Source organism: Ferrimonas futtsuensis DSM 18154 (assembly GCF_000422645.1).
Taxonomy (GTDB): Bacteria; Pseudomonadota; Gammaproteobacteria; order Enterobacterales; family Shewanellaceae; genus Ferrimonas; species Ferrimonas futtsuensis.
In genome coordinates, this window is record NZ_AUGL01000023.1 from 40,374 (window position 1) to 63,572 (window position 23,199).

The 23,199-nt window shown below is 55.8% G+C and carries 24 protein-coding genes; 21 read left to right on the forward strand and 3 right to left on the reverse strand.

Features of this window, described 5'->3' with window-relative positions; translation table 11 throughout:
- Window positions 1–39: 39 nt before the first annotated feature.
- The 21 genes from G505_RS0114770 (at window position 40) to G505_RS0114875 (ending at window position 19,054) form a co-directional block, all read left to right on the forward strand.
- Entirely contained in the window at window positions 40–591 is a 552-nt protein-coding gene (locus G505_RS0114770; RefSeq protein ID WP_028110260.1) for a septation protein A, read from the forward strand.
- A 245-nt stretch (window positions 592–836) separates the two neighbouring features.
- Window positions 837–1,610 (forward strand): helix-turn-helix transcriptional regulator, encoded by a 774-nt coding sequence (locus G505_RS0114775; RefSeq protein ID WP_084644011.1) that lies wholly within the window; start codon window positions 837–839, stop codon window positions 1,608–1,610.
- Window positions 1,610–2,947, forward strand: coding sequence for a L,D-transpeptidase family protein (locus G505_RS0114780; protein ID WP_028110262.1), 1,338 nt, complete (start codon window positions 1,610–1,612; stop codon window positions 2,945–2,947). Before G505_RS0114775 ends, G505_RS0114780 begins: the two co-directional genes overlap by 1 nt.
- A 491-nt stretch (window positions 2,948–3,438) precedes the next feature.
- Entirely contained in the window at window positions 3,439–3,969 is a 531-nt protein-coding gene (locus G505_RS21685) for an A24 family peptidase (protein ID WP_084644012.1), read from the forward strand.
- Window positions 3,970–4,089: 120 nt separating this feature from the next.
- Window positions 4,090–4,281, forward strand: a complete 192-nt coding sequence (locus tag G505_RS0114795; protein ID WP_028110264.1) for a Flp family type IVb pilin — start codon at window positions 4,090–4,092, stop codon at window positions 4,279–4,281.
- Window positions 4,282–4,459: 178 nt separating this feature from the next.
- Window positions 4,460–5,770: an AAA family ATPase gene (locus tag G505_RS21690; RefSeq protein WP_084644013.1), complete on the forward strand. Its 1,311-nt coding sequence runs from the start codon at window positions 4,460–4,462 to the stop codon at window positions 5,768–5,770.
- Between the two features lie 32 nt (window positions 5,771–5,802).
- Window positions 5,803–6,630, forward strand: coding sequence for a Flp pilus assembly protein CpaB (gene cpaB / locus G505_RS0114805; protein ID WP_028110265.1), 828 nt, complete (start codon window positions 5,803–5,805; stop codon window positions 6,628–6,630).
- Window positions 6,631–6,660: 30 nt separating this feature from the next.
- The gene (locus G505_RS0114810) at window positions 6,661–8,100 is read left to right on the forward strand and encodes a type II and III secretion system protein family protein (protein ID WP_028110266.1); all 1,440 of its coding nucleotides are present in this window, start codon (window positions 6,661–6,663) and stop codon (window positions 8,098–8,100) included.
- Between the two features lie 10 nt (window positions 8,101–8,110).
- Window positions 8,111–8,386: a hypothetical protein gene (locus G505_RS21695; RefSeq protein WP_051216284.1), complete on the forward strand. Its 276-nt coding sequence runs from the start codon at window positions 8,111–8,113 to the stop codon at window positions 8,384–8,386.
- 31 nt (window positions 8,387–8,417) lie between these two features.
- Complete coding sequence (locus G505_RS0114820; RefSeq protein ID WP_035385452.1) at window positions 8,418–9,761, forward strand: Tad domain-containing protein; 1,344 nt, start codon at window positions 8,418–8,420, stop codon at window positions 9,759–9,761.
- Window positions 9,761–10,231 (forward strand): TadE/TadG family type IV pilus assembly protein, encoded by a 471-nt coding sequence (locus G505_RS0114825; RefSeq protein ID WP_028110268.1) that lies wholly within the window; start codon window positions 9,761–9,763, stop codon window positions 10,229–10,231. Before G505_RS0114820 ends, G505_RS0114825 begins: the two co-directional genes overlap by 1 nt.
- Window positions 10,228–10,710 (forward strand): TadE/TadG family type IV pilus assembly protein, encoded by a 483-nt coding sequence (locus G505_RS0114830; RefSeq protein WP_028110269.1) that lies wholly within the window; start codon window positions 10,228–10,230, stop codon window positions 10,708–10,710. Before G505_RS0114825 ends, G505_RS0114830 begins: the two co-directional genes overlap by 4 nt.
- 23 nt (window positions 10,711–10,733) lie before the next feature.
- The gene (locus tag G505_RS0114835) at window positions 10,734–11,990 is read left to right on the forward strand and encodes a CpaE/TadZ family protein (protein ID WP_028110270.1); all 1,257 of its coding nucleotides are present in this window, start codon (window positions 10,734–10,736) and stop codon (window positions 11,988–11,990) included.
- Window positions 11,991–11,993: 3 nt separating this feature from the next.
- Window positions 11,994–13,319: a TadA family conjugal transfer-associated ATPase gene (locus G505_RS0114840; protein WP_028110271.1), complete on the forward strand. Its 1,326-nt coding sequence runs from the start codon at window positions 11,994–11,996 to the stop codon at window positions 13,317–13,319.
- 9 nt (window positions 13,320–13,328) lie between these two features.
- Window positions 13,329–14,303, forward strand: a complete 975-nt coding sequence (locus tag G505_RS0114845) for a type II secretion system F family protein (protein WP_028110272.1) — start codon at window positions 13,329–13,331, stop codon at window positions 14,301–14,303.
- Between the two features lie 2 nt (window positions 14,304–14,305).
- Entirely contained in the window at window positions 14,306–15,283 is a 978-nt protein-coding gene (locus tag G505_RS0114850; protein WP_028110273.1) for a type II secretion system F family protein, read from the forward strand.
- Window positions 15,284–15,296: 13 nt separating this feature from the next.
- A complete protein-coding gene (locus G505_RS21700) occupies window positions 15,297–16,322 on the forward strand; it encodes a tetratricopeptide repeat protein (RefSeq protein WP_051216286.1) in 1,026 nt (341 codons plus the stop codon).
- A 135-nt stretch (window positions 16,323–16,457) separates the two neighbouring features.
- Window positions 16,458–16,757 (forward strand): YciI family protein, encoded by a 300-nt coding sequence (locus G505_RS0114860; RefSeq protein ID WP_028110274.1) that lies wholly within the window; start codon window positions 16,458–16,460, stop codon window positions 16,755–16,757.
- Between the two features lie 23 nt (window positions 16,758–16,780).
- Window positions 16,781–17,587 (forward strand): exodeoxyribonuclease III, encoded by an 807-nt coding sequence (xthA, locus tag G505_RS0114865; RefSeq protein ID WP_028110275.1) that lies wholly within the window; start codon window positions 16,781–16,783, stop codon window positions 17,585–17,587.
- Window positions 17,588–17,952: 365 nt separating this feature from the next.
- The gene (locus G505_RS21705; protein ID WP_157509230.1) at window positions 17,953–18,252 is read left to right on the forward strand and encodes a helix-turn-helix domain-containing protein; all 300 of its coding nucleotides are present in this window, start codon (window positions 17,953–17,955) and stop codon (window positions 18,250–18,252) included.
- A gap of 298 nt (window positions 18,253–18,550) precedes the next feature.
- A complete protein-coding gene (locus tag G505_RS0114875; protein WP_028110277.1) occupies window positions 18,551–19,054 on the forward strand; it encodes a glycine cleavage system transcriptional repressor in 504 nt (167 codons plus the stop codon).
- 74 nt (window positions 19,055–19,128) lie between these two features.
- Here the strand turns inward: G505_RS0114875 and G505_RS0114880 are convergent, their stop codons facing one another.
- From G505_RS0114880 to G505_RS0114890, 3 genes are all read right to left on the reverse strand, one after another.
- A complete protein-coding gene (locus G505_RS0114880; RefSeq protein WP_028110278.1) occupies window positions 19,129–20,637 on the reverse strand; it encodes a DUF3360 family protein in 1,509 nt (502 codons plus the stop codon).
- Window positions 20,638–21,146: 509 nt separating this feature from the next.
- Window positions 21,147–22,577 carry a sodium/pantothenate symporter gene (gene panF / locus G505_RS0114885; protein WP_028110279.1) on the reverse strand — a complete coding sequence of 477 codons (1,431 nt, stop codon included), beginning with the start codon at window positions 22,575–22,577 and terminating at the stop codon, window positions 21,147–21,149.
- A gap of 1 nt (window position 22,578) precedes the next feature.
- Window positions 22,579–22,785 carry a YhdT family protein gene (locus G505_RS0114890; protein ID WP_028110280.1) on the reverse strand — a complete coding sequence of 69 codons (207 nt, stop codon included), beginning with the start codon at window positions 22,783–22,785 and terminating at the stop codon, window positions 22,579–22,581.
- Between the last annotated feature and the right edge of the window lie 414 nt (window positions 22,786–23,199).

The following is a 23,199-nucleotide window of genomic DNA, read 5'->3' on the forward strand; positions in this document are numbered from 1 at the left end:
GGTTAGACTGTCCGCCTGCCCCTGGATGACAGAGACACAATGAAACAGATCCTCGACTTCCTGCCCCTGCTGGTATTTTTCGCCGTCTACAAGTTTTACGACATCTTCCTCGCCAGCGGAGCCCTGGTGGCCGCCTCTGCGTTGCAAATAGCCCTTATCTACCTGCTCTACAAGCGGGTTGAGAAACAACACCTGATCACCTTCGCCCTGGTGGCGGTGTTTGGCACCCTGACCATGGTGCTCAGGGATGACACCTTCATCAAATGGAAGGTCACCATAGTCCAGTTCCTGTTTGCCGGCGCCCTGCTTATCGCCGAACTGATGAACAAGTCTCTGCTCAAGGCGATGCTGGGCAAGGAGATGCCTCTGCCTGACAAGGTATGGCGAAAGGCGGCCCTGGCCTGGGTGATTTTCTTCGTGGCCAGCGGCGTGCTCAACCTTTATATCGCCTTTAACCTGTCCCAGGAGACCTGGGTGAACTTCAAGGTGTTCGGCCTGATGGGGATGACCCTGGTCTACACCCTGCTGACCATCCTCTACCTCTACCGGCATCTGCCCAAGGACTTCAAACCCGAGGACAAGACGGACTAGTCCCTTGGGGGCCTGAATTCCCCCTGGCGGACTAGTTCCCGCCACCAGCCGCGAGGGCCACCTCCAATGCCCCAAAAGCCCGCTCCCATGCGGGCTTTCTTGTCTCCGCATGACTGGATTCCAGACATCTAACTTCCACTAATAAAATGATTTCTTTGCACTAACGCCCCACTTGTACTAGCTCTTTATAGTGAGCCGTGCCGACAGAAACATGGCCGATGACAATGATGACAATGGGGTAAACTATGTTAACAATGGATGTGCCAAGAGTGGTGTTGACCCACTTCTCAGAACAACCCCTGGGACGTGTGCGCCATCAACTGGCGGACGCGCTGCATGTGGAGATACAGCCCTTCAACGAGCTGAAACGAGAGGGTTGCCCCTGCTTGGTGGAGTTCGATGCCCAGAGCGCGGCGGAGCTCAGCCGGGCCCGGGAGCTCAGGCAACAACAGCCCGAGCGGAAGATCATCTGGCTGGTGCCCAGACTCAACATTCCTGTACTGAAACTTGCCCTGTCACTGCAGATAACCCAAGTGTTTGCGTTGCCCCTCTCTCCCGCAGACACGGTGGAGCTCAAGCTGCTGCTCAATGATGGCTTCCAGGCTCCGGGGCACAGCTTGCGTCCCACCCATGAAAAGCTGCGCAATGTTCTGGAGAACATCGAGCAGCGGTTCGAGCAGCCTCTCTCCCTGCAAAAGCTGGCCCATGAGGCGGGGATCAGCGACAGCCGGCTGTGTCACCTGTTTCGTCAGCACCTGGGACTCAAATTCAGTCTCTATCTGGTCTGTCGCCGCCTGGAAGCCGCCCCGGATGCTCTCCAGGACGAAGGGCTGAACATTGCGTCGGTAGCCTACAAGCTGGGCTTCTCCACCCCATCCCACTTCTGCCGGGCCTTCAAGGCCCACTACGGCATGACCCCCACTGAGTTTAAACAGGGCAGCAGCCAGGGCAGACACAGTCATGCGTTTCACCGATACCTCCAGTGTCGTAACCCTGACTATCTGGCCTCGGAGAGCTGATGCGCAGTCTGCTACTGCTCCTGCTCACCCTCTCTTTGCCGCTTCAGGGGCAGACTCTCTGGCCAGCACCAGGCAGTGCCCCATGGGCGGACCATTGGTACCGGATACTGGTGGATCTGGAGTTCAGCCCTGCACTACCGGAAGATGCAACCCAGGCCTTCAGGGCAAGCGAGCGTCTGGTCCGTTTTCAGGCGTCCCTGAGGGGAGTCTCTCCGGATCCCGTTCTGGAAGCACTGGCCCAGGCCAGTTCCCCCGCCGAGCTGCAAACCTGGGTAAGCGGCATTGCCCCAAGCTATCAGGCGTTTGAGCGACTCAGGGCCGCACTCCATGAAGAACAGAAGCTGGCTGACCTGCCAAGACCGGATTTCACCGACATCCGCACCTTCTCACTTGGGCAATCTCATCCAGAGCTTGTTCCTTTGCGCCGCCTTCTGGCGGCCAGGCTTGGAGACACTCTGCCCCCCCACCTGATTAACCGGGATGTGTGGGACCCTCCCCTGATCGATGCCCTGCGCCGCTTCCAGCGGGAGAGCCAGTTGCCCGCGTCTGGTCGGCTGACCGCAGACACCATTGATGCGCTCTCTCTGGACAATGAGGAAAGACTGGCCGCCATCAGGTTCAGCCTGCGCCAGTGGCTGCAACTTCCCCCACAGCTGTCAGGGGACGCCATATTGGTGAACCTGCCCCACTATCAGTTGATGGCCCTAGAAGGCAAGCGGGTCCACATGGTCCTGCCGGTCATCATCGGGGCGCCAGACACGCCCACCCCCAGATTCAACAGCCGTTTCAGCTCGGTGACCCTCAACCCGAGCTGGACCCCGCCCTGGAGCATCATCAAGGGAGAGCTGTTGCCGGCCTACCGGCGGGACAGCAACAGCCTTAAGCGCCAAGGTTTCGAACTTATCGACCCAAAATCGCCCAACTCCCCTCTTCCCTGGAAAAATGTCGCTCCGGGCCAGCTTCCCGGCCTGTTGTCGCAGTACCAGCTTAAACAGAGGCCGGGGAGTAACAATGCACTGGGCAGCGCCAGATTAAACCTGGTAAACAGCAACGCCATATTTCTTCACGACACCCCAAACCAGAAACTGTTTCTTCGTCCCCAGAGAGCACTTAGTCATGGATGTATCAGAATCCAGAATATCGATCGTCTGCTCGCTTATCTGGAGAGAAATATCCCTTTACCTGAACGTCAAAAATTGCAATATGCAAAAAAAAGCAGGGACAGCTTTACCCAAAGCCTGGGCAATACTGCCAAGGTGTATATTGTCTATATGCCCGCATGGCCAAAAGGGGACAATAGTGCCTCCATTGCTGCAGACATATACAATTTGATTTAGATAACTGATATGTTTACCATTTTTTCCACAAACAAATGAAAACAGATGTGTGAATATCCACTTGGCATCATTTAAATGACAGTTTTCGCAACTTCAGGCTAGGCAGAGCTGAATTTTCTCGACTAAGTTTACAACAGTGTCGAGCAACCTCTTACCCTATCGCTCGAACACATTCCTGGGACATTAAACAGGTAATACTAACTGCGCGGAGATTATTGTTATGTTCAAGAAGGCACTCGTTGAGTTTTGGAATGATGAGAGCGGTTTGTCCGCGGTAGAGTATGCCATTGCCGGTAGCCTGGTAGTAGGCGGTATGGTTATCGCGTTTGGTGAGCTAGGGACAGAGGCCACACAGGAGATCTCTGCGTTGTGTGCTGCTGTAGACGCAACCGGTGACTGTGACGGCCAGTAAACACGGACGTTGACATACTTTGTCGCAATGAAGAGCACTGCCTGTCGGCGGTGCTCTGTTTTTTCAGGGGCGTATCACCATGACACTATTACAATGCCAGTACGTACTGACCTCCATCGTCTTCCTTATCGCAGTTGTCACCGACCTTAGGACGGAGCGCATCCCTAACTGGCTGGTTCTTTCTGCACTAATCAGTGGGCTGGGTCTGCAATTCGCCTTTGAGGGTTGGAGCGGCTTGCTGACCTCCCTGGGAGGGGCTCTGGCAGCTGCCGTCTTGCTGATCTTCTTCTATGTCAAGAAGATGCTGGGCGCAGGCGACGTCAAGTTGATGATCGGCATAGGCGCCATTCTCGGCCCCTACATGGTGTTCTGGAATCTCTGCTTCGGCATCATCGCAGGCGGGTTCACCACCATGGGCTTCGCCCTGTTTCGCGTCGGCTGGTACGGGGTGCTGGCCAGCCTCAAGCGTTACTACCAATGCCTGATGACCCGCACCTACTTCAAGCCCAGTCCCTACGAGGCTGCCGGACTAAGAGTGCCTTATGCTCCTGCCCTGGCTATTGGCTGGCTGGTTATCATGTTGGGCCCCACTAATTTACCCGGTCTGTAAATTTTCGATCGCAGACTGGTGCCAGCCTACGCAATTAGGAGAAAGGCCAATTTCATTGCTGTTGTCTAGGCTTGAGTTAGTGCGCAATTTAATGCAACGGAATGAACAGGGGTTAGGGGAATGCAAGAATCAGGGATTAGCGCGTTCTTAAAGGATGAAAATGGACTTTCTACTGTGGAGTACGCCATTGCAGGCAGTCTGGTTGCCGCAGGAATGGTTGTCGCGTTTGGCGAACTCGGAATTGAAACTGCTGGAAGAATATCCGAAATGTGCAGCAACGTAGACGCTGCCGGAGATTGTGACGGCCAGTAATCCGAAGACTCCCCCAGCTCAGATTCCCAAGCCAACTTAATTGTTGGCAGAACTGTCTCGGCTTTAAAAAGGCGAATGCTCGGAGATGGATATCAATAAATTTCAGACAAAGGCGGACGTTACTATTTCTGAGTAAAAAGGCAAGTCAAACACAGGGTATAAATTAAGGACAACTGAAATGAACCAGGCATTAGATTCATCCGCATTACCCTCTTTCCAGACCGGTGTAAACAAGCCAGTTTCACTGAGGGATGTCGGTATCTCCTATCCAATACTCCAAAGCCTGGCTATCAAGCACCTCAGTGATGGTGATGTGCTTACCCTCAATGAGCTGGCAGACCGGCTTTCCCTCCCCGGCAATCTGGTGCAGCAGCTGCTGGACAAATGCAAACAGGAAAGCCTGGTCGAAAACAAGCAAACCTCCAGCGATGGCCAGATGCGTTACGCCCTGAGCCACACCGGCCGTGCCCAAGCAGAAACCGCATTTTTGAAAAGTGGTTACCTGGGCCCAGTGCCCGTTCCTTTAGACCAGTACTGGCAAGTGTGCCGAGCGCAATCAAGCCGAAACGTTGCCATTACCCGTCATCTGATTGAAGCCGCCATGGAGAACCTCGTCCTTCCAGACCGATTGATGGAAGAGATAGGTCCGGCACTTAACTCAAAGCGCCCCGTACTGATCTACGGCCCTCCAGGTACGGGAAAGAGTTACCTCTGCAGGCACTTTAACCTGGTGCTGGGCGATGACGTCTTTATTCCACACGCTATCTGTGTGGGTCAGGCAATTATTCAGGTGTTCGATCCCCAGATTCATGAGTTACATGAATCAATCGAAGATGAGTCAGATAGTCCCCTGCTTCTCACAGAGGGTCACGATGCAAGGTGGCACAGGTGTCGGCGCCCCCTTTTAGTTGTTGGCGGAGAACTCACCAGGGATATGCTTAATGTCCACTATGATCCCAACAGTAAAACCTATCACTCACCTATTGGGCTTAAAGCCAATAACGGCATCCTGCTGATTGACGATTTGGGGCGGCAACAAATAACCCCTAAAGAGATCTTCAATCGCTGGATCGTCCCAATGGAGGAGCGTCGTGATTTTCTTTCCCTACCAAGTGGTGAGCACTTCGATGTGCCCTTTGAGCAGATACTGCTTTTCTCGACTAATCTTGATCCAAACGAATTAGTGGATGACGCCTTCTTAAGACGCCTCGGTTACAAGATAGAATTTTCCGCCATCAATGGAGATCAATACATCGACATCTGGCGGCAAAACTGCGAAGAGTTAAATTTAAACTTCGATCCAAAAGTTTGTGAGTGGCTAATAAATACTCACTACGCCAGGTCAGGGAAACCCTTATTACCCTGCCACCCAAGAGATCTGCTCTCCATTGTGGCGGACCAGATCAGTTACAACCAGCTACCCGCGGCAGTGACTCAGCAGCTAATTGAGCGGGCATGGTCGATCTACTTTGTCAGCTCGGCGCGCTAGGCGCCTGACAGCGGCTAAGGTCAGGAGGAGAGATGAATACCAGGTCAATGTTTTTCGTTCTGTTGTCTCTGCTGTTCGGTGTCGGAGCAGTTCTGCTAGCCCAAAGCTGGCTGAAACAGCGGCAACCTGCAGAGGGCAACCCCAACCAGTCCATCGTGGTCACCATGGCGGTGAATGTCCCCGCAGGTACCGTACTGGAAACCCGCCACTTGAGCATACAAAACATACCCAATGAGTTGGTGCCCGATGACGCCATCACCTCCACCTCGGACGCAGTTGAGATGGTAGCCAAGTTTCCCATGATAAGGGGCGATATCCTGCATCCGGACAAATTGGCCCAACGAGGTGAGGGCAGTGTGCTGGCCAGCCTTATCGAACCCAACAAACGGGCAGTGACCATCCGAGTCAACGACGTGGTGGGTGTAGCAGGCTTCCTGCTACCGGGAAACAGGGTGGATGTTCTGGTGACCTACAAAGTCGGCAACCTTCGCAGTGAATCGGCAGAGTCGGTCACCGATGTTGTACTGAGTAATCTTAAGGTATTGGCGGTTGACCAAAAAGTGGATCAAGAGACCAATCAACCGCTGGTGGTCAGGGCGGTCACCCTGGAGGTTTCCCTTGAAGAAGCTGAAACACTGATGAGTGCCCGCAGCCGCGGCATCATTCAGCTGGCGCTGCGCAACCCCACCGACGAAAGTGAGGCTGAGTTGGCCCAACTCACCCCTGAATCGGAAGACCCCAAGGTGGAAGCCAAGCCTAAGGAGCCTGCTCCCGCAGCCCCAAGGCCAGCCCAATCATCCAAGAGAAAAATTGAAGTGATTCGCGGTACTTCACAGCAAACCGTCAGTGTTGAAAGCTGACAGTTCACAGCGAAGAAGGAAAGAGACGCTATGGCAAGATCCCACACATCGCTTCTCCATCACCTGTTCAGCCTGGGATTCGTGCTGGCAATGGTGATGATGGCTACACCGGTTCAGGCAGGAGGCCCAACCTCACTGCAACAGCAGAGCTTTCCGGTGCCCATATACAAGTCCCGTACCCTGCCCATTAAGCATGAGGCAGCACGGGTGTCTGTCGGAAACCCAGAGATCGCCGACATCCTGATCATGCAACCCACCGAGCTGTATATCCTCGGAAAGCAGCTGGGCAGCACCAATATCCTGGTGTGGGATGAAGAAGATCGCCTGGTCGACATCATCGATATTGAGATCACCCATGACCTCAATGGCCTGAAGGAGAAGCTGTACCGGTTCCTGCCGGAGGAGCTGATTGAGGTACACAGCTCTCAGGGTCAACTGGTGATCGGCGGTCAGGTGTCCAACACCGACAGGATGACCATGGCCATGAACCTGGCCCAGGGTTACGCAGTCGCCGCGGACACCAAAGGCAACCCCAGCTCCGTACTGAACATCATGTCTGTGGGCGGCGGCCACCAGGTGATGTTGGAAGTGACGGTCACCGAGGTACAGCGCGAGCTTGCCCGCCAACTGGACTCCGACTTCCAGATCATCTCCGAGGGCAGTGACTTCATCGGCGGTATCATCGGTGGTGACGGCATCATCAACGACAAGGGCTTCTTCGGCAGCTACGTCAGTGGCGACTTCCTGTTCAACTTTGCTCTAGATGCCGCCAAGCAGCAAGGCCTTGCCCGGGTGTTGGCAGAGCCCAACCTGACCGCCCTCAGTGGCCAGATGGCCGAGTTTCTCTCCGGCGGAGAGTTCCCGGTTCCGGTCCCCAGCCGTGAAGGCACCTCCATTGAGTACAAGAGCTTCGGTGTCGGCGTAAAGTTTGTGCCCACCGTGCTCGACTCCGGGCGGATCAACCTCAACCTGAATGTGCTGGTCAGTGAACTGAGTAACGCCAACTCCGTCGGCGTGATTCCCCAGGGATCCACCACGGCACTGGTCACCCCGTCCATCATCAAACGCAGCGCCGCCTCCACGGTAGAACTTGGGGATGGCCAGACCATCGCCATCGCCGGCCTGCTCAGCAACACGGTGCGCGAAAGCATTGATGAACTGCCTGGCCTGGGTGAGATTCCCGTACTGGGTCAGCTGTTCAGCAGCCAGGAGTACCGCAATGGCGAAACCGAACTGGTGATTCTGGTTACCCCACGCCTGGTGCGTCCCATCATCCGTGATGACCTGGTGCTGCCCACCGACGGATTCGTGTCTCCCTCGGACGTCGGCTTCTACTTGCTGGGTGAGCTGTCTCAAAGACAAGAGTCCGTTCAACCGGATACCAACCCGAACCCGACAGCAGAAGTCCAGGAGCCCATGCCGACTACGGACACTGGTGGCACCCAGAACAAATACGGTCATTCACTCTAAGGAGCGCGTTATGAAAACCATGGTTATCGCTGTTTCCGCAACGCTGCTGCTCAGTGGCTGCGCATCAAGCGTCATGACCCAGTTTGACTTGGGGGGCACCACCAGAAGCATCAAGCAGCAAGAGATTCTGGACCCTGACGCGGTGGCAAGGAATGCCGGCCGAGTAAGCAGCCTGGATGGCCAGTACGGTGTGGCGGTAATGGAAAACTACCGCACCTCCACCTACCGACCAGAGACCGCCCGCAGCGAATTTAAAGAGGCGAATCTGGGAGGTGAAGGTAACTGAGCCAACTATCGGCGCCACCTAGGAGGCCACAATGTTGAGAGCGTCTTTCCAGCCGTCGGGGCAATCGCAGCGTAAGCAGCGGGGTTCGATCCTGGTGCTGGTCACGGTTGCACTGCTGACCATACTGATCATGGCAGCCATGGCCCTTGAGAGCGGGCACCTGCTTCTCAGCAAGACTCGCCTGCAAAACGCAGTCGACTCTGCTGCGCTCAGTGCGGCCATCTCCGTGGTCAAAGAGGGCAACGACCATTCCACAGCCCGGCAGGATGGCATAGCCACCCTGCTCGCGGTACTGGGCAACGTCGATTTCAGCCAGCTTCAGGAGGATATCGACACCGCCAGCCTGACCTACACCCAGAACCAGGTCGCGCCGCAGGTGGCAGTGGAGTTCTCTCTCCAGCCAGATCCCTTCATCGTCACCACGGACACCAGTGCCGAGTATGTGCGGGTGCGGGTCGAGAATGTACAACTGGCCACCTACCTGGGCCAGGCGATCAACATGGATAAGTTCACCAGCGCCTCTGCGGTGGCCGGCCCCAGCCTGCCTCTGGTCAACTGCGCCGAGAACGTGCTGCCGATGATGGTGTGCGAAGGGGATACTCCGGGTGAACCCTTTGGCTATCCTCGCGGCAACATCATGTCGATGAAGATTTCCAGCCAGCAGGACTCCGCCATTGGCGCAGGCAATTTCCAGTTGATTCGCCTTGGGGACAGCTCAGGTGCAGCTGACATCCGCGCCGCCATGGCGGGAGAGAACTCAAGCACCAACTACTGTTTCGGCGGCAGCGAGGGCGTCTCCACCGAGCCCGGCAACAATGTGGGTCCCGTGGCCACCGGGATGAACACCCGTCTGGGTATCTACCATGGGGGAACGGTAAATTCGACGGATCACCCCAGAGATAAGGACATCTGTGTCGGAGAAGAGCTGGATATCAACGACGATGACGAGATCGTATACGCCGACGACGGAGAAGTGGTGGACATTACTACGGGTACCCCTACGCTGTACCGCTACTCCGACTACGCCGACAACTACGTAGACAACACAGTAGATGGCGGCTCCCGTTTCCAGAACAGCTGCGCTGCCACCGGTGACAGCTGGGACAGCAATGGCGGCGCCAAACGCCGGGAGTTTGCCGTCGTCGTGGGAGACTGTGACGGACTGGCCAATGGCCAAAACAACGACATCGTGTTTAAAGGTTTTGCCTGCTTCTACTTTATGCAGGAGGTGATCCAAAAGGGCAACCTGGCCTACGTCATCGGCGAGTTCGTGGATGACTGCACCGGCACAGGCAACCCCACCCAGGACACCTCCGCTGACGATGGACCCTTCACCATAGTCCTGTACCGGGACCCGGACAATAAGGATTCATGATGCTGGCACTGACTCGAGCAACGCGCAGCAAACAGCGGGGGGTGGCGGCCATAGAAGCTATGGTCACCCTCCCCTTGCTGTTTCTGCTCTTTTTCGGCGTGGGGGAACTGGGCAGACTGATGTATCAGTACAACCAGCTCAACTCCGTGGTGCGGGATGCATGCCGCTATGTCGCAGCCAAAGCCATCTCCGCCAACAATGGCGCCAGTGACCTGGTGGTGCAGCCGGAACTTCAAAACACCGCCAAGGCATTGGCCCTTTACGGCAAGAGCAGTGGCACCACACCACTTTTGACAGGCCTGCAAGCCGATGACATCAGCATCACTGTCAGCGGTGGCGATCTCATTACAGTCACCGCCACCTACAACTGGACTTCCATCTTCAGTGGCAACCTGGCGGGGAACTATGGCGAGACCGTGGACTACAACTTCCCCCTGACTGCCACCATCTCCATGAGGGCGATTCCATGAAAATGCTGCGTCGCCAACTCAAGAAGCAGAAAGGGGTGTATGCGGTGGAGTTTGCCATCGTCGCCACCGTAGTGTTCATCGCCCTCTTCGCCTGCCTGGAGGTTTCCCGGTTGATGTTCTCCTATAACGTGCTGACAGAAGCGTCCCGGCGCGCTGCAAGACTGGCGACAGTCTGCTCGCCTGATCTCAGCGCCTCGCCCACGGCTCCGGCAGCGTTGCAGACCCTGGCCCTGTTCGATGGCACCGACTTTGGCCCCAACATCTCTACCGCAAATCTCACTATCGAGTACCTGCAGTTGGATGGCACCGCGGCAACCAGCTTTGACAAGATTGATCTGGTCAGAGCCTCTATAACCAATTACCAGCATACCTTCGTGGTACCGGGACTGACGTTTCAGATCAACTCCCCGGATTTCGTTACCACCCTGCCGAGAGAAAGCTTGGGAAGAACCCGTTTCGGCACCACGGTATGCACATGATTGAGGGTAAGGAGTAACCGAAGATGGATAAATCAAACACTCCGCTTTGCAAGGAGCAATGGAGCGAACAGGAGGGCGGTCAGGGTATTCAAACCCAGCCCCCAAAAGGCCCCAAGGCGTTGCCGGTTCCGGTCAGTGCACTTCTGGTTGCCGCGAATCTGACTGACCAGATGTCCCTGGTTGAGGTGCTGCGTTCGACGCCCAACCTGAATCTGGACTCCTTCCCCATCAACCAGATCAACCGTGAGGTGCTGGACAGCACCCAACTGCTGATCCTGCTGGTGCCCAATAATGACCGGCAGGCGATAACCCTGATTCAGAACTTCGCCGGCCGCTGCACCAATATGCTGATACTGGGCAAAGAGGCCTCTGCTGAGGTACTGCGCACCGCCATGCAATCCGGCGCCAATGACTTCATTCCCCTGGAGTCGGACCCCGAAGAGCTGACCAATGCCATCTACAAAGTGGCCGCTCGCATGGCAGAAAATATGGAGCTGGCCCCCACCATCGCCGTCGTCAACGCCAAAGGGGGAGCTGGAGCCAGCTTCCTGGCTTCCTCCATTGCCGATGAACTTTCCCGGCGCGAAACCCAGAAAAACGTCGCCCTGCTGGACGGTGATCATCTCCATGGCAGCCAGATGCTGTTGCTGGACAGCAAGCCCCAGTACTACTTTCACGATGCTCTGTCTCAGGTGGAGGAGTTGGATGACACCGCCATCACCGGCCTGATGAGTCAACTGGGCAACATCCACCTGCTGCCGGCACTGCCCTTCAGTCAGTTGGACAGCAACTGTTTCCAGTTCCAGAATCTTCCAACCCTGCTATTCAAGATTCGTACTCACTACAGTTCAGTCACCGTTGACCTGTCCCGGGGACCGGATCACTGGTCCCTGCCCATCCTCACCGATGCCCAGCACATCCTGCTGGTAATCCAGGACAGCATCGCCTGTCTGAGGGACGCTGCGGCAGCCATCCGCTTCTTTACCGTACAGCTGGGCATACCCAAGGAGCGAATCCACATCGTATTCAACCGCTATGTCCCCTCGAAGAGTCAGCTCACTATCGCGGATGTGAAAGAGACCGTGGGCATCAACTCAGTCTACACGGTACGCAACGACTTCAAGCGGGTCAGCGTCTGCGTGGATGAGGGCAAACGTCTCTCGGAGTTTGCCGCCAAAGAGGCGATCACTAAAGACATAAAGGCAATCTGCGACGACCTTCTGCCCGTCATGGAAGATGACACCAAAGGCAGCCTATGGGACAAGATCTGGAGACGATAAGCTATGGACGCAACTCAACACGATAATGACATCAGCAAGAAGTTGCTGACAGAACAGGAAAACATCATCAAGAAGGAGCTGCATGATCGCCTGATGCAGCTGCTGGATGTATCCCGGCTGGAAGCCGTGTCCGAGGTGGAAGCCAGACAGCAGATTGCCAAGATCTGCAACGAGATCCTCTATGAGAATCCCCGCCCCATCAATCTCAGCTCCAGAGAAAAAATCATCAAGCAGATCAACGATGAGGTTATGGGGCTGGGACCGCTGGAGACCCTACTGGAAGACCCCACCATCTCCGACATCCTGATCAACAACTACAACCACATCTTCGTCGAGCGCTTCGGTAAGCTGGAACAGGTGCCCATGCAGTTCAACGACGACCAGCACCTGCTTAACACCATCGACAAGATCGTTTCGGGCGTGGGTCGTCGGGTGGATGAATCCAGCCCCATGGTGGATGCCCGCCTTAAAGATGGCAGCCGGGTGAATGCCATCATTCCCCCCCTGGCTCTGGACGGCCCCAGCATGTCCATCCGCCGCTTCACCGTGGACAAGCTGACCGCAGAACAGCTGGTGCACTTTGGCTCCATGACCCAGGCAATGTCCGACGTACTCAATGCGGTGGTCATGGGCAAACTCAATGTGCTGGTCTCAGGCGGAACGGGTAGCGGTAAAACCACCCTGCTCAATATCCTTTCCGGTTACATCCCCTCAGATGAGCGCATCATCACCATCGAGGACTCGGCAGAACTGCAACTGCAGCAGCCACACATCGTCCGCCTGGAAACCCGCCCCTCCAACCTGGAGGGAAGAGGGGAAGTCACCCAGAGAGACCTGGTGAAAAACTCCCTGCGGATGCGGCCGGACCGCATCGTTGTCGGGGAGGTTCGGGGCGCCGAAGCGATGGACATGCTAACCGCCATGAACACCGGCCACGAAGGCTCGCTGACCACCCTGCACGCCAACTCTGCCCGGGATGCCCTCAGCCGTCTGGAGAACATGGTGTGCATGGCCGGTTTCGATGTACCGGTAAAGAACATTCGTACTCAGATCGCCTCCGCCATCGACCTGGTGGTTCAGCTTGAGCGCCAGGAGGACGGCAAGCGTCGGGTGGTCTCCATCACCGAGATCAACGGCATGGAGGGTGAAGTGATCACCATGTCCGAGATCTTCGGCTTCCAGCGCCAGGGCAGAAACGAAGAGGGCCAGATCCTCGGCCAGTACCGAGCCAGTGGCGTGATACCCAACTTCCACGACCAACTGGCCAAGAAAGGGATTGTCCTGCCTTTCGAACTCTTCGGCGTCGACAACAACATGGACATTCTCTAGGAGGCGGCCATGAGCATTGAACTGATCTTCCTAGGCTGTGTGTTTGCCGCCGTACTGCTGCTCTCCCAGGCACTGTTTCTGCCGGTGTATCGCCCTCAGCGGGGTGACACCCGGGTGATCAGAGAGCGCCTGAAGCAGCTTGCTAAGGAAAAAGGCGACGATGAGGAAAACCTGTCTCTGCTCAGGCGCAACCGATTGCAGAAAACCTCGGCCCTGGGCAGGAAACTGGAAAGCTTCGCCTTTATTCAGAACCTCTCTTTCAAACTGGAACAGTCCGGCTCCTCCTATCTGGGGCACCAATATCTGATAATGGCACTGATCACCGCTCTGGTGCTCAGCGTCATCTGCTGGATGTTCACCAATGACATGCTGTTTTGCATCATCACTGCGATACTGACCATAACCCTGTTCCATATGAAGCTCAATCGGGATTTCGATAAACGCATGGAGGCGATAGAGACCCAATTTCCTGAAGCCCTGGACATCCTTCGCCGGGGCCTTCAGGCCGGTTACGCCTTCTCCGACTCCATCAAACTGGTGTACGAAGAGATGGAGGGACCGCTGGCCTTCGAGTTCAGACTGATGTTTGCAGACATCAACTACGGTAAGGACACCAAACGGGCTCTGCTGCGCTTCATTGAGCGAGTCCCTTCGGTCTCCGCAATGGCCTTCTCTTCGGCAGTACAGGTACAGAAGGAGACCGGCGGAAACCTGGCTGAAAACATGAAGAACCTCTCTCGCATCATCCGTCAGAGATTTACCTTCAAGCGCAAAGTGAAGTCCATGTCAGCAGAAGGGCGCATGTCCGCCTGGGTACTGGTATTGATGCCCCTGGGCCTGTTTGCCTTCCTGTTCCTGACCTCACCCAGCTATGCCAGAGAGCTGACCGACAGCCCAGATGGCCACAGACTGATGATATATGGCGCCCTGGGCATGCTCTTGGGTACCTACTGGATTGGCCGGCTGATTCGCATCGAGGTGTAACCATGGACTATCTGTTAAGCCTGATTACCGAACTACTGAATGATCCCACCCAGGCGTTGTACGTGGTTTACGCCATCGCCGCCGCAGCCGGTATCACCCTGGCCTTAGGCATAGGGCAGATCCTCAGTGGACTGTACTCCCCGACGCGCAAGCGCCTGGCTCAACTGAAGATGCAGGAGGGACCACAGATCAGCATGGAGCAGGACTTCGATGAGTCCCTGGAGCATGGCCTGTCCGGCAAGAAGCGACAGGAGTTGATCGGCCGCTTCGCCTTCGGCAACGAGGACACCCGTAAGCGCCTGATCCACTCTGGCTTCCACTCCAACAGTGCGCTCGCCATCTACAACGGCTGCCGCATACTGCTGTTTGTGGGTGCGGCCATTGGCACTCTCTATCTGCTTAAGGCGTTTCCCGATACCTCCAGGACCATCCTGTTCTACGGCATTGCCGTGATGATGGGCATCGCCTTCATTCTGCCCTCCATGATTCTGGACCATCTGGCTAACCGGCGGATGCGCAAACTCAAACAGGGATTTCCTGACGCATTGGATCTGCTGGTGGTATGTTGTGAAGCGGGACTGGGATTGCTGGCCGCCCTCAACCGGGTCGCCACCGAGATTCGCCTCAGCCACTTCCAGCTCTCCGAAGAGCTGCACCTGGTTTGCCAGAAGTGTCGCGCCGGACTGCCCATGAACGTGGCCCTGCAGGAGTTTGCCGAGCGCACCGGCCTGGAAGACATTCAGGGTCTGAACGGCTCCATAACCCAGAGCATGCGCCTGGGTACAGGTATTGCTGAAACATTAAGGGTTTACTCAGACGAGTATCGCGAAAAACGGATTCAGGCTGCGGAAGAGATGGCTGGAAAACTTGGGGTCAAAATGATGTTCCCCATGATCTTCTGTATCTGGCCCTCCTTCTTTATCGTGGCCATCGGCCCGGCGATGCTCAAGTTGGCTGAGGTTTGGGATGTGGCTTTCTAGACAAGGACGCACTATGAAAAGAATAACACTGATAACCGCAATCGCTCTGGCGCTCACCCTGGCTGGGTGCGCCACCGCGCCCAAGCAGACCACACCGCCACAGGCGAATCCGGCAGAGCTGGTGGCCAAGGCAGAGAAGGCCGTCAAACGGGGGCAATTGGACAACGCCCTGTCCCACTACCTCCAGGCTCTGGAGCAGAAGCCCGGCGATCCGGCGATTCTGATGGAGATTGGCGAAATCCAGACCCAGCTGGGCCACACCGAGTACGCCCTTAAAGCCTTCACCGACGTGCTGGAAAAACAACCGGATAATGTCGAGGCCCTCACCTCTTTGGGGTTGCATAAGCTCAATATGGGGGAAAACGAACAGGCACTGATCTATCTCAACAAGGCCGCCGATCTGGATCAGCTCAGATTGCTGACTCAAACTTCACTGGTCGTCGTCGGTGAGACTGCCCCCCTGCAGCCACTGGATGAAAACTCCCCGCTTCGATGCTACAACGCCCTGGGCATCTTGAAAGACCTCAGCGGCGACTACGCAGACGCACGGGAGTACTACCGGCTGGTGCTCAACCGGGCGCCCTCTGCCGCCAATGTGCTGACCAATCTTGGCTACTCCTACTATCTGGATGGCAACCTGCGACAGGCGGAGATCCACCTGAGGCAGGCGGTACAGAAGCAGCCCGACTTTAAACGTGCCTGGAACAACCTAGGCCTGGTGTACGCCCGCATGAAGCACTACAAGCGGGCTCTGGTGGCACTGAAACAGGTTATGCCAGAAGCCGACGCCCTCAACGATCTCGGCTACTTCGCCATGCTTGAGGGACGCTATGGGGATGCCCAGGAATTGTTCTGGAAGGCGATAGACGCCTCGCCAATCTACTTTGCCAAGGCTCAGGACAACCTGGAGAAACTCAGGGAACTCCAGGGTAAAGCCACCGCCGGCGCCAACCATTACCGGCCGGTCAATCTGCTGCTGGAAGCCGAGTACAAGGCGAAGATCAGCGCCGAACCCATCTCTTCATCCGCAAATAATTAGCCTTGCGCCCCCGGTAAGCTGTCCGGGGGCTGACCCACATTCACTTTTCTTCAACAGGGTGAGATCTACCCCTTTACTCAGCCATAAGTAGCACTGATAATCAGGATGATTTTCACAATAAGGAAGGATATGGCTATGTGGTACATGATCTACTCCGAGGACGTTGAGAACAGCCTCCCATTGCGCAAAGAGGCTCGCCCAGCGCACCTGGCCCGACTGCAGCAACTAAAGGAAGAAGGCCGTCTGTTTGCTGCCGGTCCCCTGCCCGCCGTTGACGCGGAAGATCCAGGCGAAGCAGGCTTCACCGGTTCTCTGGTAATCGCCGACTTTGACTCCCTGGAAGCCGCTCAGTCCTGGGCTGACGCCGATCCCTACATCGACGCCGGAGTCTACGCCAAATCCACCATCAAGCCTTACAAGCTGGTACTGCCCTAAACACTCAACAAACGGAATCACCAATGAAGTTCGTGTCATTTAATATCAATGGCATTCGGGCTCGGCTACATCAACTGCAGGCGCTGATCGACACCCATCAACCGGATGTGATCGGACTGCAGGAGATTAAGGTGGACGACCCTCAATTCCCCCTGGAACAGGTTCAGGAGATGGGGTATCACGTCGTCCACCACGGTCAGAAGGGTCACTATGGAGTGGCCCTTCTTACTCGCACCCCTCCTCGAGAGGTGCAGAAAGGCTGGACCACGGATGACGACGCCGCACAGAAACGGATGATCATGGCCACCGTTGAAGGCCCCGGTGGAGAACCGATACGGGTGCTCAACGGCTACTTCCCCCAGGGGGAGAATCGCAGCCACGAGACCAAATTCCCAGCCAAGCAACAGTTCTACTCCGACCTGATGGATCACCTTAGCCAACATCACACGCCGGATGATAACCTAGTGGTTATGGGGGACATCAACATCAGTCCCACTGACCTGGATATCGGCATCGGTGAGGCCAATGCCAAACGGTGGTTAAAGACCGGGAAATGTTCCTTTCTTCCAGAAGAAAGAGAATGGTTAAGCAAATTAGTAGGTTGGGGCTTAACGGACAGCTTCAGATATCTACATCCTGAAATTGACGACCGTTTCAGTTGGTTTGACTACCGTTCAAGGGGCTTCGATGATAACAGAGGGTTACGCATTGATGTGATCCTTACCAGCGAATCTTTGACGAAAAGGTTAATTCAATCGGATGTGGATTATGATCTAAGAGGAATCGAAAAACCCTCGGATCACGCTCCCATCTGGACCACTATTAAGTGATAAGCTGGCCTCCGGGTGAGATTTTCGAGGATATATGCGGAATTTAGATTACATAATAACCGCACCTTATGACTCGGGAAGGCCGCAAAACTGACAGTAAAGGCGCGTTTACGCGCCTTTACTTAGTTAGGGGTTTGTTAACGGGCGTGTTGAATCAAGTTTTAATTATGCTTGAACTTCAGTGAAGATGTATGTCAGATCAAATTTTCATTTTTTAAAACTGGCTATCGAACATATCTGCTGATATCAATACGCATGAAACACCCAATTAAACGCGTATTTATTATAAGAACAACGAAGGTTGTCAAAAGAGCATTGAGCAGAGGAAACACATAACAATGGCACAAGCTCAACTTACGAAACTGATGGACGCTGTAGAGATCTTTCGAGACGTGTACTCCGAGATTCCGCCCCAGACCTGTTTGATGTTCATGCAGGTGTGTCAGGAAGAAGGGTGCTCTATCAAGGATCTGCAAGAACGTTTCGAAATGTCCCAGGCCAGTGCAAGTCGCAATGCGCGACTGCTGTCTGAGCGGGTACATTCCGGACGCCAGGGATTGGGACTGGTTGAACTCCGTATCGATGAGCAGGACTACCGCATCAAGCGAGCCTTTCTCACCGAGAAAGGAAGGGAGGTGAGAGATCGCTTGTCCGCGGTCGTTTAATTTCACCCCTCAAACAGCAATCAACTTTCCGGGCGACCTCGGTCACCTGGCCCTTCAATGCCACCCTACGGGGTGGCATTTTAGTGTGTAACGCCTCAGACGGTGTTCTAACGCACTCCTGAGTCAAACCCGCCCCAACCCTCAAGTAGCGCTTAACAGGCCAATACGCACGCTCTTAGCTGGAAACTGCTAAAGTAATAATCAGGTAGGGAAAACCCAACCTGCGCCGGGCCAGATCGAGGGCTCAGCTCCAAGGTGTGTCCTGGCGACTCATGCCCCAAGAGACAAGGAGCGACGGATGAAAACCAGAACCATAGCGACCGTAACCGGTGCCGACCGCAGCGGACTGCTCAATTTACTGGCCAAACTTACTCGCCAACTGGATGGCGTATGGACTGCCAGCAAGGTCATCCACATGGGAGGCCAGGTGGCGATCATGCTGGACATCACACTGCCCGACTCCAACATCAAAGAGCTGAAGGAACGCTTTGAAGCAGTCCATCGGCTCCACTGCATCTTCAACGATCCCCCAGAACAAGCCCCTCACGAGCACCTGCTGGCGCTGCACGTGGACGCCGACGACAGGGTGGGGCTGATTCGGGACATCACCGCCGCCGTTCACGAGATGGACATCGACATCACCAGCTTCAACAGTGTCCGCTTGGCCGCCGGCGGTATGGGCAACACCGTCTTCACCGCCTCCCTGGAACTGGCCGCTCCCAGCCAGATAGACGCCAAGGTTCTGGTCGACAAAATTGAAAGCCTGGAAGGCAACATCCGCGCCGAGGCAGAAGCCGCCTAATACTGTCAAATCAGAGAAAATCAGCCATAAAAAAACGCAGCCAACTGGCTGCGTTTTTTTCGTGTGTGGTGCCGTTACAGCAGGGCAGGTACGCCAGGCAGCATACCAACAGCCAGCATGGCAGCAACACAGATGATGAAGGCGCCGGCAGGGATTACCATGCGGTCCATGAAGGACAGCTTCTTGGCGCGCTCTTTGTCACCGATCAGACCGTTGTTGTCCAGCAGCATGGTCAGGGCCCAGGCGAACACAGGGTTAACCACGATGGAGGCAAAGATACAGATACCAGCGGACTGAGAATCCTTGGTGTCTTTAACCATCTGCATGCCCGCTTCCAGCAGAGGCAGGAATACACCTACCAGCAGGGCGATGGACATAACAGGACGCCATACGGTGATGTCCATTGGGTAGCCGATGATGGCAACCACAATACACAGGACACCCAGCAGAATCGCACCAGCGGGGATAGGACGCTTGGCGATGGCCGCAGGGATCATGTAAGTACCCCAGGAGGAGGTGATGTTACCGCCACCGAAGCCAGTACCCACCATCTGACGGATGGAGCAGCAGGTCATGGTGTCATCAACGTCCATCAGTACCTTGTCGGTGCCCTTAGGATAGTTCAGTTCCTGGAAGATACGGTGACCCAGGAAGTCAGGAGACCACATGGCTACCGCCAGGATGGCGAAAGGCAGAGAGGCGATGAAGTGCTGCATGTTAGGCAGACCCAGTTGCCAACCGGTCTCGGTGGAGCCCCACCAGTACCATGGGTTCAGGTTAGGCAGACCAGGGGAGGTTACGAACTCCAGGTCCAGACCGGCGCCAAACAGGAAGGCGATCAGCACCGCGGCGATGGAACACAGGGGAATCGCCAGCCAGCGCTTGCCCAGACGGGCCAGCACGGAGTAAACAACGATGTTCACCGCCAGGATCATCAGGGCAACGTGGCTCAGGCTGTAGTCCAGAGCGTGCTTGGCCTGCAGGCCCTCAGCCCAGGTGAACAGAGAACCGATCTGGCCCATGGAGCCCATGGCCCCCAGGTACACCAGCAGACCGCCGGCAACCCCTTCTCCGGTGAGGTTAACGAGTTTCGACCCCCCCTTGAAGTAACTAAGCAGCAGACCGAAAACACCCAGCAGGATCGCCAGGGCCAGAGGGTGAGCACCCGCCAGGGCAATGGCACCAATCAGAGGGATCATGGGGCCGTGGTTGCCGGCCAGGTTCGCTCTGGGGTTCAGGAAACCGGAACCCAGAATACAGAACAGCAGTGCGGGGATCAGCATCTCCACGCGAACCACCTCAATGGCCCACTCGGCGCCCAGGTTTACGTGGTCCCACTTTTCAGTCAGGCCAGAACCCCAGGCGGCCATTACCGCAGAGTACATTACGGTAATACCGATGGTACCGGCGATGGCTGGTACCAGATCTTCCCACTCAAAACGGAAGTCACGACCCGGAAGGTTCAGACCCCAGCGACGTGGCTTCATGATTTGCAGCTCGTGGTCCAGATAGTCTGAACGGCTGTCAAATTCACTGCTAGGCTTGTGCAACTCGCTATAAGTCGAGTTTTCTACGTCCCGCATGCTTATCAACCTCGATTAAAAATCACCTTGGAGCTGTGGTGTAGGCCCGTCGGCCGCCCCCACATTGTTTTCGCCTTACCCCGATGCCAAGGAGCAAATTGGTAAGACCATTTTACTAAAAAGAAATCGCCCGAATTAAACTTCAGCCCCGAATCGATGTCAAACGACGAAACGTTAGCCCGATCACAAGAATAGTGACGCTGCTTCAGTTCATTTTTTAACAAATCAGATAAGTGCTGGTTATAAAAGATAAAATTGGCTTATTGGCGCATTTTAGCAGCCGTACCCAATTAATTGATCTTGAACAATATTGGGCGAGATTTCCCAATTCGGTGAAATTGGAATAATCCTTAACAATCTGTTGACCAGTAATAACCATAGACCATCGTCCGGCAACAACCTGAACCGGGTTAACCCTGATGTGAATTGAGCATATAAAAGCCGGCACTACGCCGGCGTTCATTATGTAACAGGAAGTTGGCCAAACCTCCCACCCTGTAGAGGGCCGTTTACCTTTCCCTGGACCAATTCGAGCGCCCCAGCAGCCCCTGGGCCAGTACAAAAGCCAGCAGAGACACCACCAGCGCGGGCACGATGGCGTGCAGGGTCAGCAGCTTGATCTTCATAAAGGTCAAGGGCAGATAGGTGATCAATCCGGCGACCATGGCGGCCAGCGCGGCCTCCCCCCTGGCCTCCTTCCAGAACAGTCCCAGCACCAGAGGCCAGAGAAACACCACCTGCAGGGCACCAAAGGCGGCCATATTCAGCCAGATGATCATCTGCGGCGGATCCAGGGCCATCACAGTGCAGGCCAGCGCCACCGCGAGCGTGGTCAGCCGGGTCAGCCATTTCATCTGTCTCTGGGTCAGGCTGCGTCCCTGCATCGCCAGATCCCGAACCAGGGTAGAGGTGGTCTGCAGCAACATGGAGTCCACCGAGGACATCACCGCCGCCACCGGCGCCGCCAGCATCAGCCCCGCCATCCAGGCGGGGAACAGCTGAACCATCAGCGTGGGGATGATCTCATCCGGACTGCTGATCTCAGGCACCAGAGGACGACCCAGGGCTCCGGCCAGGTGAGGCATCAGGGTCACCAGGGCGGTCACCAGGGTACCCAGCACCATGGCACGGGCAATCGCCCGGCCATCCCGGGCGGCCATCACCCGAATCACCGTATGGGGCAAGCCTATGGTGCCAAAGCACACCAATACCCAGAAGGAGAACAGGAAGGGCCAGGAGATAAAGCCATCGGGCCCGTGAGGGGCAATCAGCCCGGGATCGATCTGGGCCATCTGCTCCGTGAGAGTGGTCATGCCGCCCCCCTGCCCCAGCACACCGATGAGCAGGGCGAACATCCCCATCAGCATCACCAGTCCCTGAATGGCGTCGGTGTAGCTGACCGCCCGGAACCCGCCCCACAGGGTGTAGATCACCACGGTGGAGACAAAGAGTAATAAGGAGGTGGTGTAGGGGATCTCAGCCACGACGCTGAGCAATCGCGCTCCGCTGGTGAACTGCACCACGATCATGCCCAGGAAACCAGCCACCAGGCTGGCACCGGACAGCCAGAGCAACCAACGGTTCTGATAGCGGTTTCTGAGTATGTCCAGAATGGTAACCGCGCCGGTTTCCCGGGCCAGGTGCCATAATCTGGGACCCAGGACACCTAAGGTCAGCAAGGCCACTGGGACCTGGATCACGGCCAGAAGCACCCAGCCCAGACCAAACTTATAGGCGGCTCCGGGCCCTCCTATATAGGAGCTGGCACTGGTATAGGTGGCCACCAGGGAGAGGGCCAGGATCCCGCCTCCCATAAATTGCCCACCGAGGAAGTGGCTGCGGGAGAACTCCTGGCCGGTGTTGGCGCGGCGTGCAGCCAGGCGGGAGACCAGCAGGGTCGCGGCCAGATAAGCCAAAATGGCAATCAGTATGGGATTCACGTCAGCGGCGCCTCAACAACATCATATAGGCCGCCAACACCAACCCGAAGGGGGCCATCAGGCAGGAGAACCAGAACCACAGCGGCAGGCCCCAGAACTGGCCCGCCCCGTCGAGGAGAAGGGGCCCGGCCAGCCAAAGCAGTACATAAGCCAGGGTCAGACCCAGGGCCTTGGCGGTTAACTGGTCGGGTAATTGTTTGTTTTTCAATGATCTGTCCTTGGGAGACCCATCCCTATACGCAGTTATACAGGGGATAATGCCTCATCAACAGGGGGGATTTCCATTTGCGGTGAAACTCGGGAAAACCTCAAAAAAAGAGGGGGTCACTCTACCCCTTTGAGTCGCAATAATACAAAACTCCAAAGCATTAACCAATAGCAAACAGAACCGCCAAAACTGCGATTATTTGTCGAACATCAAGAGATCCAGATCACAAAAATCCAGAGGATAATCCCGATCAGGTTCGCGCGGACTTTGCAGATTATGAGCACCTTCACAAAGCTGTTCACGATTAGGCCGAAAAGTTGGCAAGGGAGCTAGGCTTTGGAACAATGGTAAAACCAATTGGCTGAATCGTTTTCAAGCCGCTGGGAAACCGGTGATTTGAACTTCGTTACCAGG

Coding starts and splice junctions, on each gene's coding strand:
- G505_RS0114770 (WP_028110260.1), top strand. CDS start 40: ATGAAACAGATCCTCGACTTCCTGCCCCTGCTGGTATTTTTCGCCGTC.
- G505_RS0114775 (WP_084644011.1), top strand. CDS start 837: ATGTTAACAATGGATGTGCCAAGAGTGGTGTTGACCCACTTCTCAGAA.
- G505_RS0114780 (WP_028110262.1), top strand. CDS start 1,610: ATGCGCAGTCTGCTACTGCTCCTGCTCACCCTCTCTTTGCCGCTTCAG.
- G505_RS21685 (WP_084644012.1), top strand. CDS start 3,439: ATGACACTATTACAATGCCAGTACGTACTGACCTCCATCGTCTTCCTT.
- G505_RS0114795 (WP_028110264.1), top strand. CDS start 4,090: ATGCAAGAATCAGGGATTAGCGCGTTCTTAAAGGATGAAAATGGACTT.
- G505_RS21690 (WP_084644013.1), top strand. CDS start 4,460: ATGAACCAGGCATTAGATTCATCCGCATTACCCTCTTTCCAGACCGGT.
- cpaB (WP_028110265.1), top strand. CDS start 5,803: ATGAATACCAGGTCAATGTTTTTCGTTCTGTTGTCTCTGCTGTTCGGT.
- G505_RS0114810 (WP_028110266.1), top strand. CDS start 6,661: ATGGCAAGATCCCACACATCGCTTCTCCATCACCTGTTCAGCCTGGGA.
- G505_RS21695 (WP_051216284.1), top strand. CDS start 8,111: ATGAAAACCATGGTTATCGCTGTTTCCGCAACGCTGCTGCTCAGTGGC.
- G505_RS0114820 (WP_035385452.1), top strand. CDS start 8,418: ATGTTGAGAGCGTCTTTCCAGCCGTCGGGGCAATCGCAGCGTAAGCAG.
- G505_RS0114825 (WP_028110268.1), top strand. CDS start 9,761: ATGCTGGCACTGACTCGAGCAACGCGCAGCAAACAGCGGGGGGTGGCG.
- G505_RS0114830 (WP_028110269.1), top strand. CDS start 10,228: ATGAAAATGCTGCGTCGCCAACTCAAGAAGCAGAAAGGGGTGTATGCG.
- G505_RS0114835 (WP_028110270.1), top strand. CDS start 10,734: ATGGATAAATCAAACACTCCGCTTTGCAAGGAGCAATGGAGCGAACAG.
- G505_RS0114840 (WP_028110271.1), top strand. CDS start 11,994: ATGGACGCAACTCAACACGATAATGACATCAGCAAGAAGTTGCTGACA.
- G505_RS0114845 (WP_028110272.1), top strand. CDS start 13,329: ATGAGCATTGAACTGATCTTCCTAGGCTGTGTGTTTGCCGCCGTACTG.
- G505_RS0114850 (WP_028110273.1), top strand. CDS start 14,306: ATGGACTATCTGTTAAGCCTGATTACCGAACTACTGAATGATCCCACC.
- G505_RS21700 (WP_051216286.1), top strand. CDS start 15,297: ATGAAAAGAATAACACTGATAACCGCAATCGCTCTGGCGCTCACCCTG.
- G505_RS0114860 (WP_028110274.1), top strand. CDS start 16,458: ATGTGGTACATGATCTACTCCGAGGACGTTGAGAACAGCCTCCCATTG.
- xthA (WP_028110275.1), top strand. CDS start 16,781: ATGAAGTTCGTGTCATTTAATATCAATGGCATTCGGGCTCGGCTACAT.
- G505_RS21705 (WP_157509230.1), top strand. CDS start 17,953: ATGGACGCTGTAGAGATCTTTCGAGACGTGTACTCCGAGATTCCGCCC.
- G505_RS0114875 (WP_028110277.1), top strand. CDS start 18,551: ATGAAAACCAGAACCATAGCGACCGTAACCGGTGCCGACCGCAGCGGA.
- G505_RS0114880 (WP_028110278.1), bottom strand. CDS start 20,637: ATGCGGGACGTAGAAAACTCGACTTATAGCGAGTTGCACAAGCCTAGC.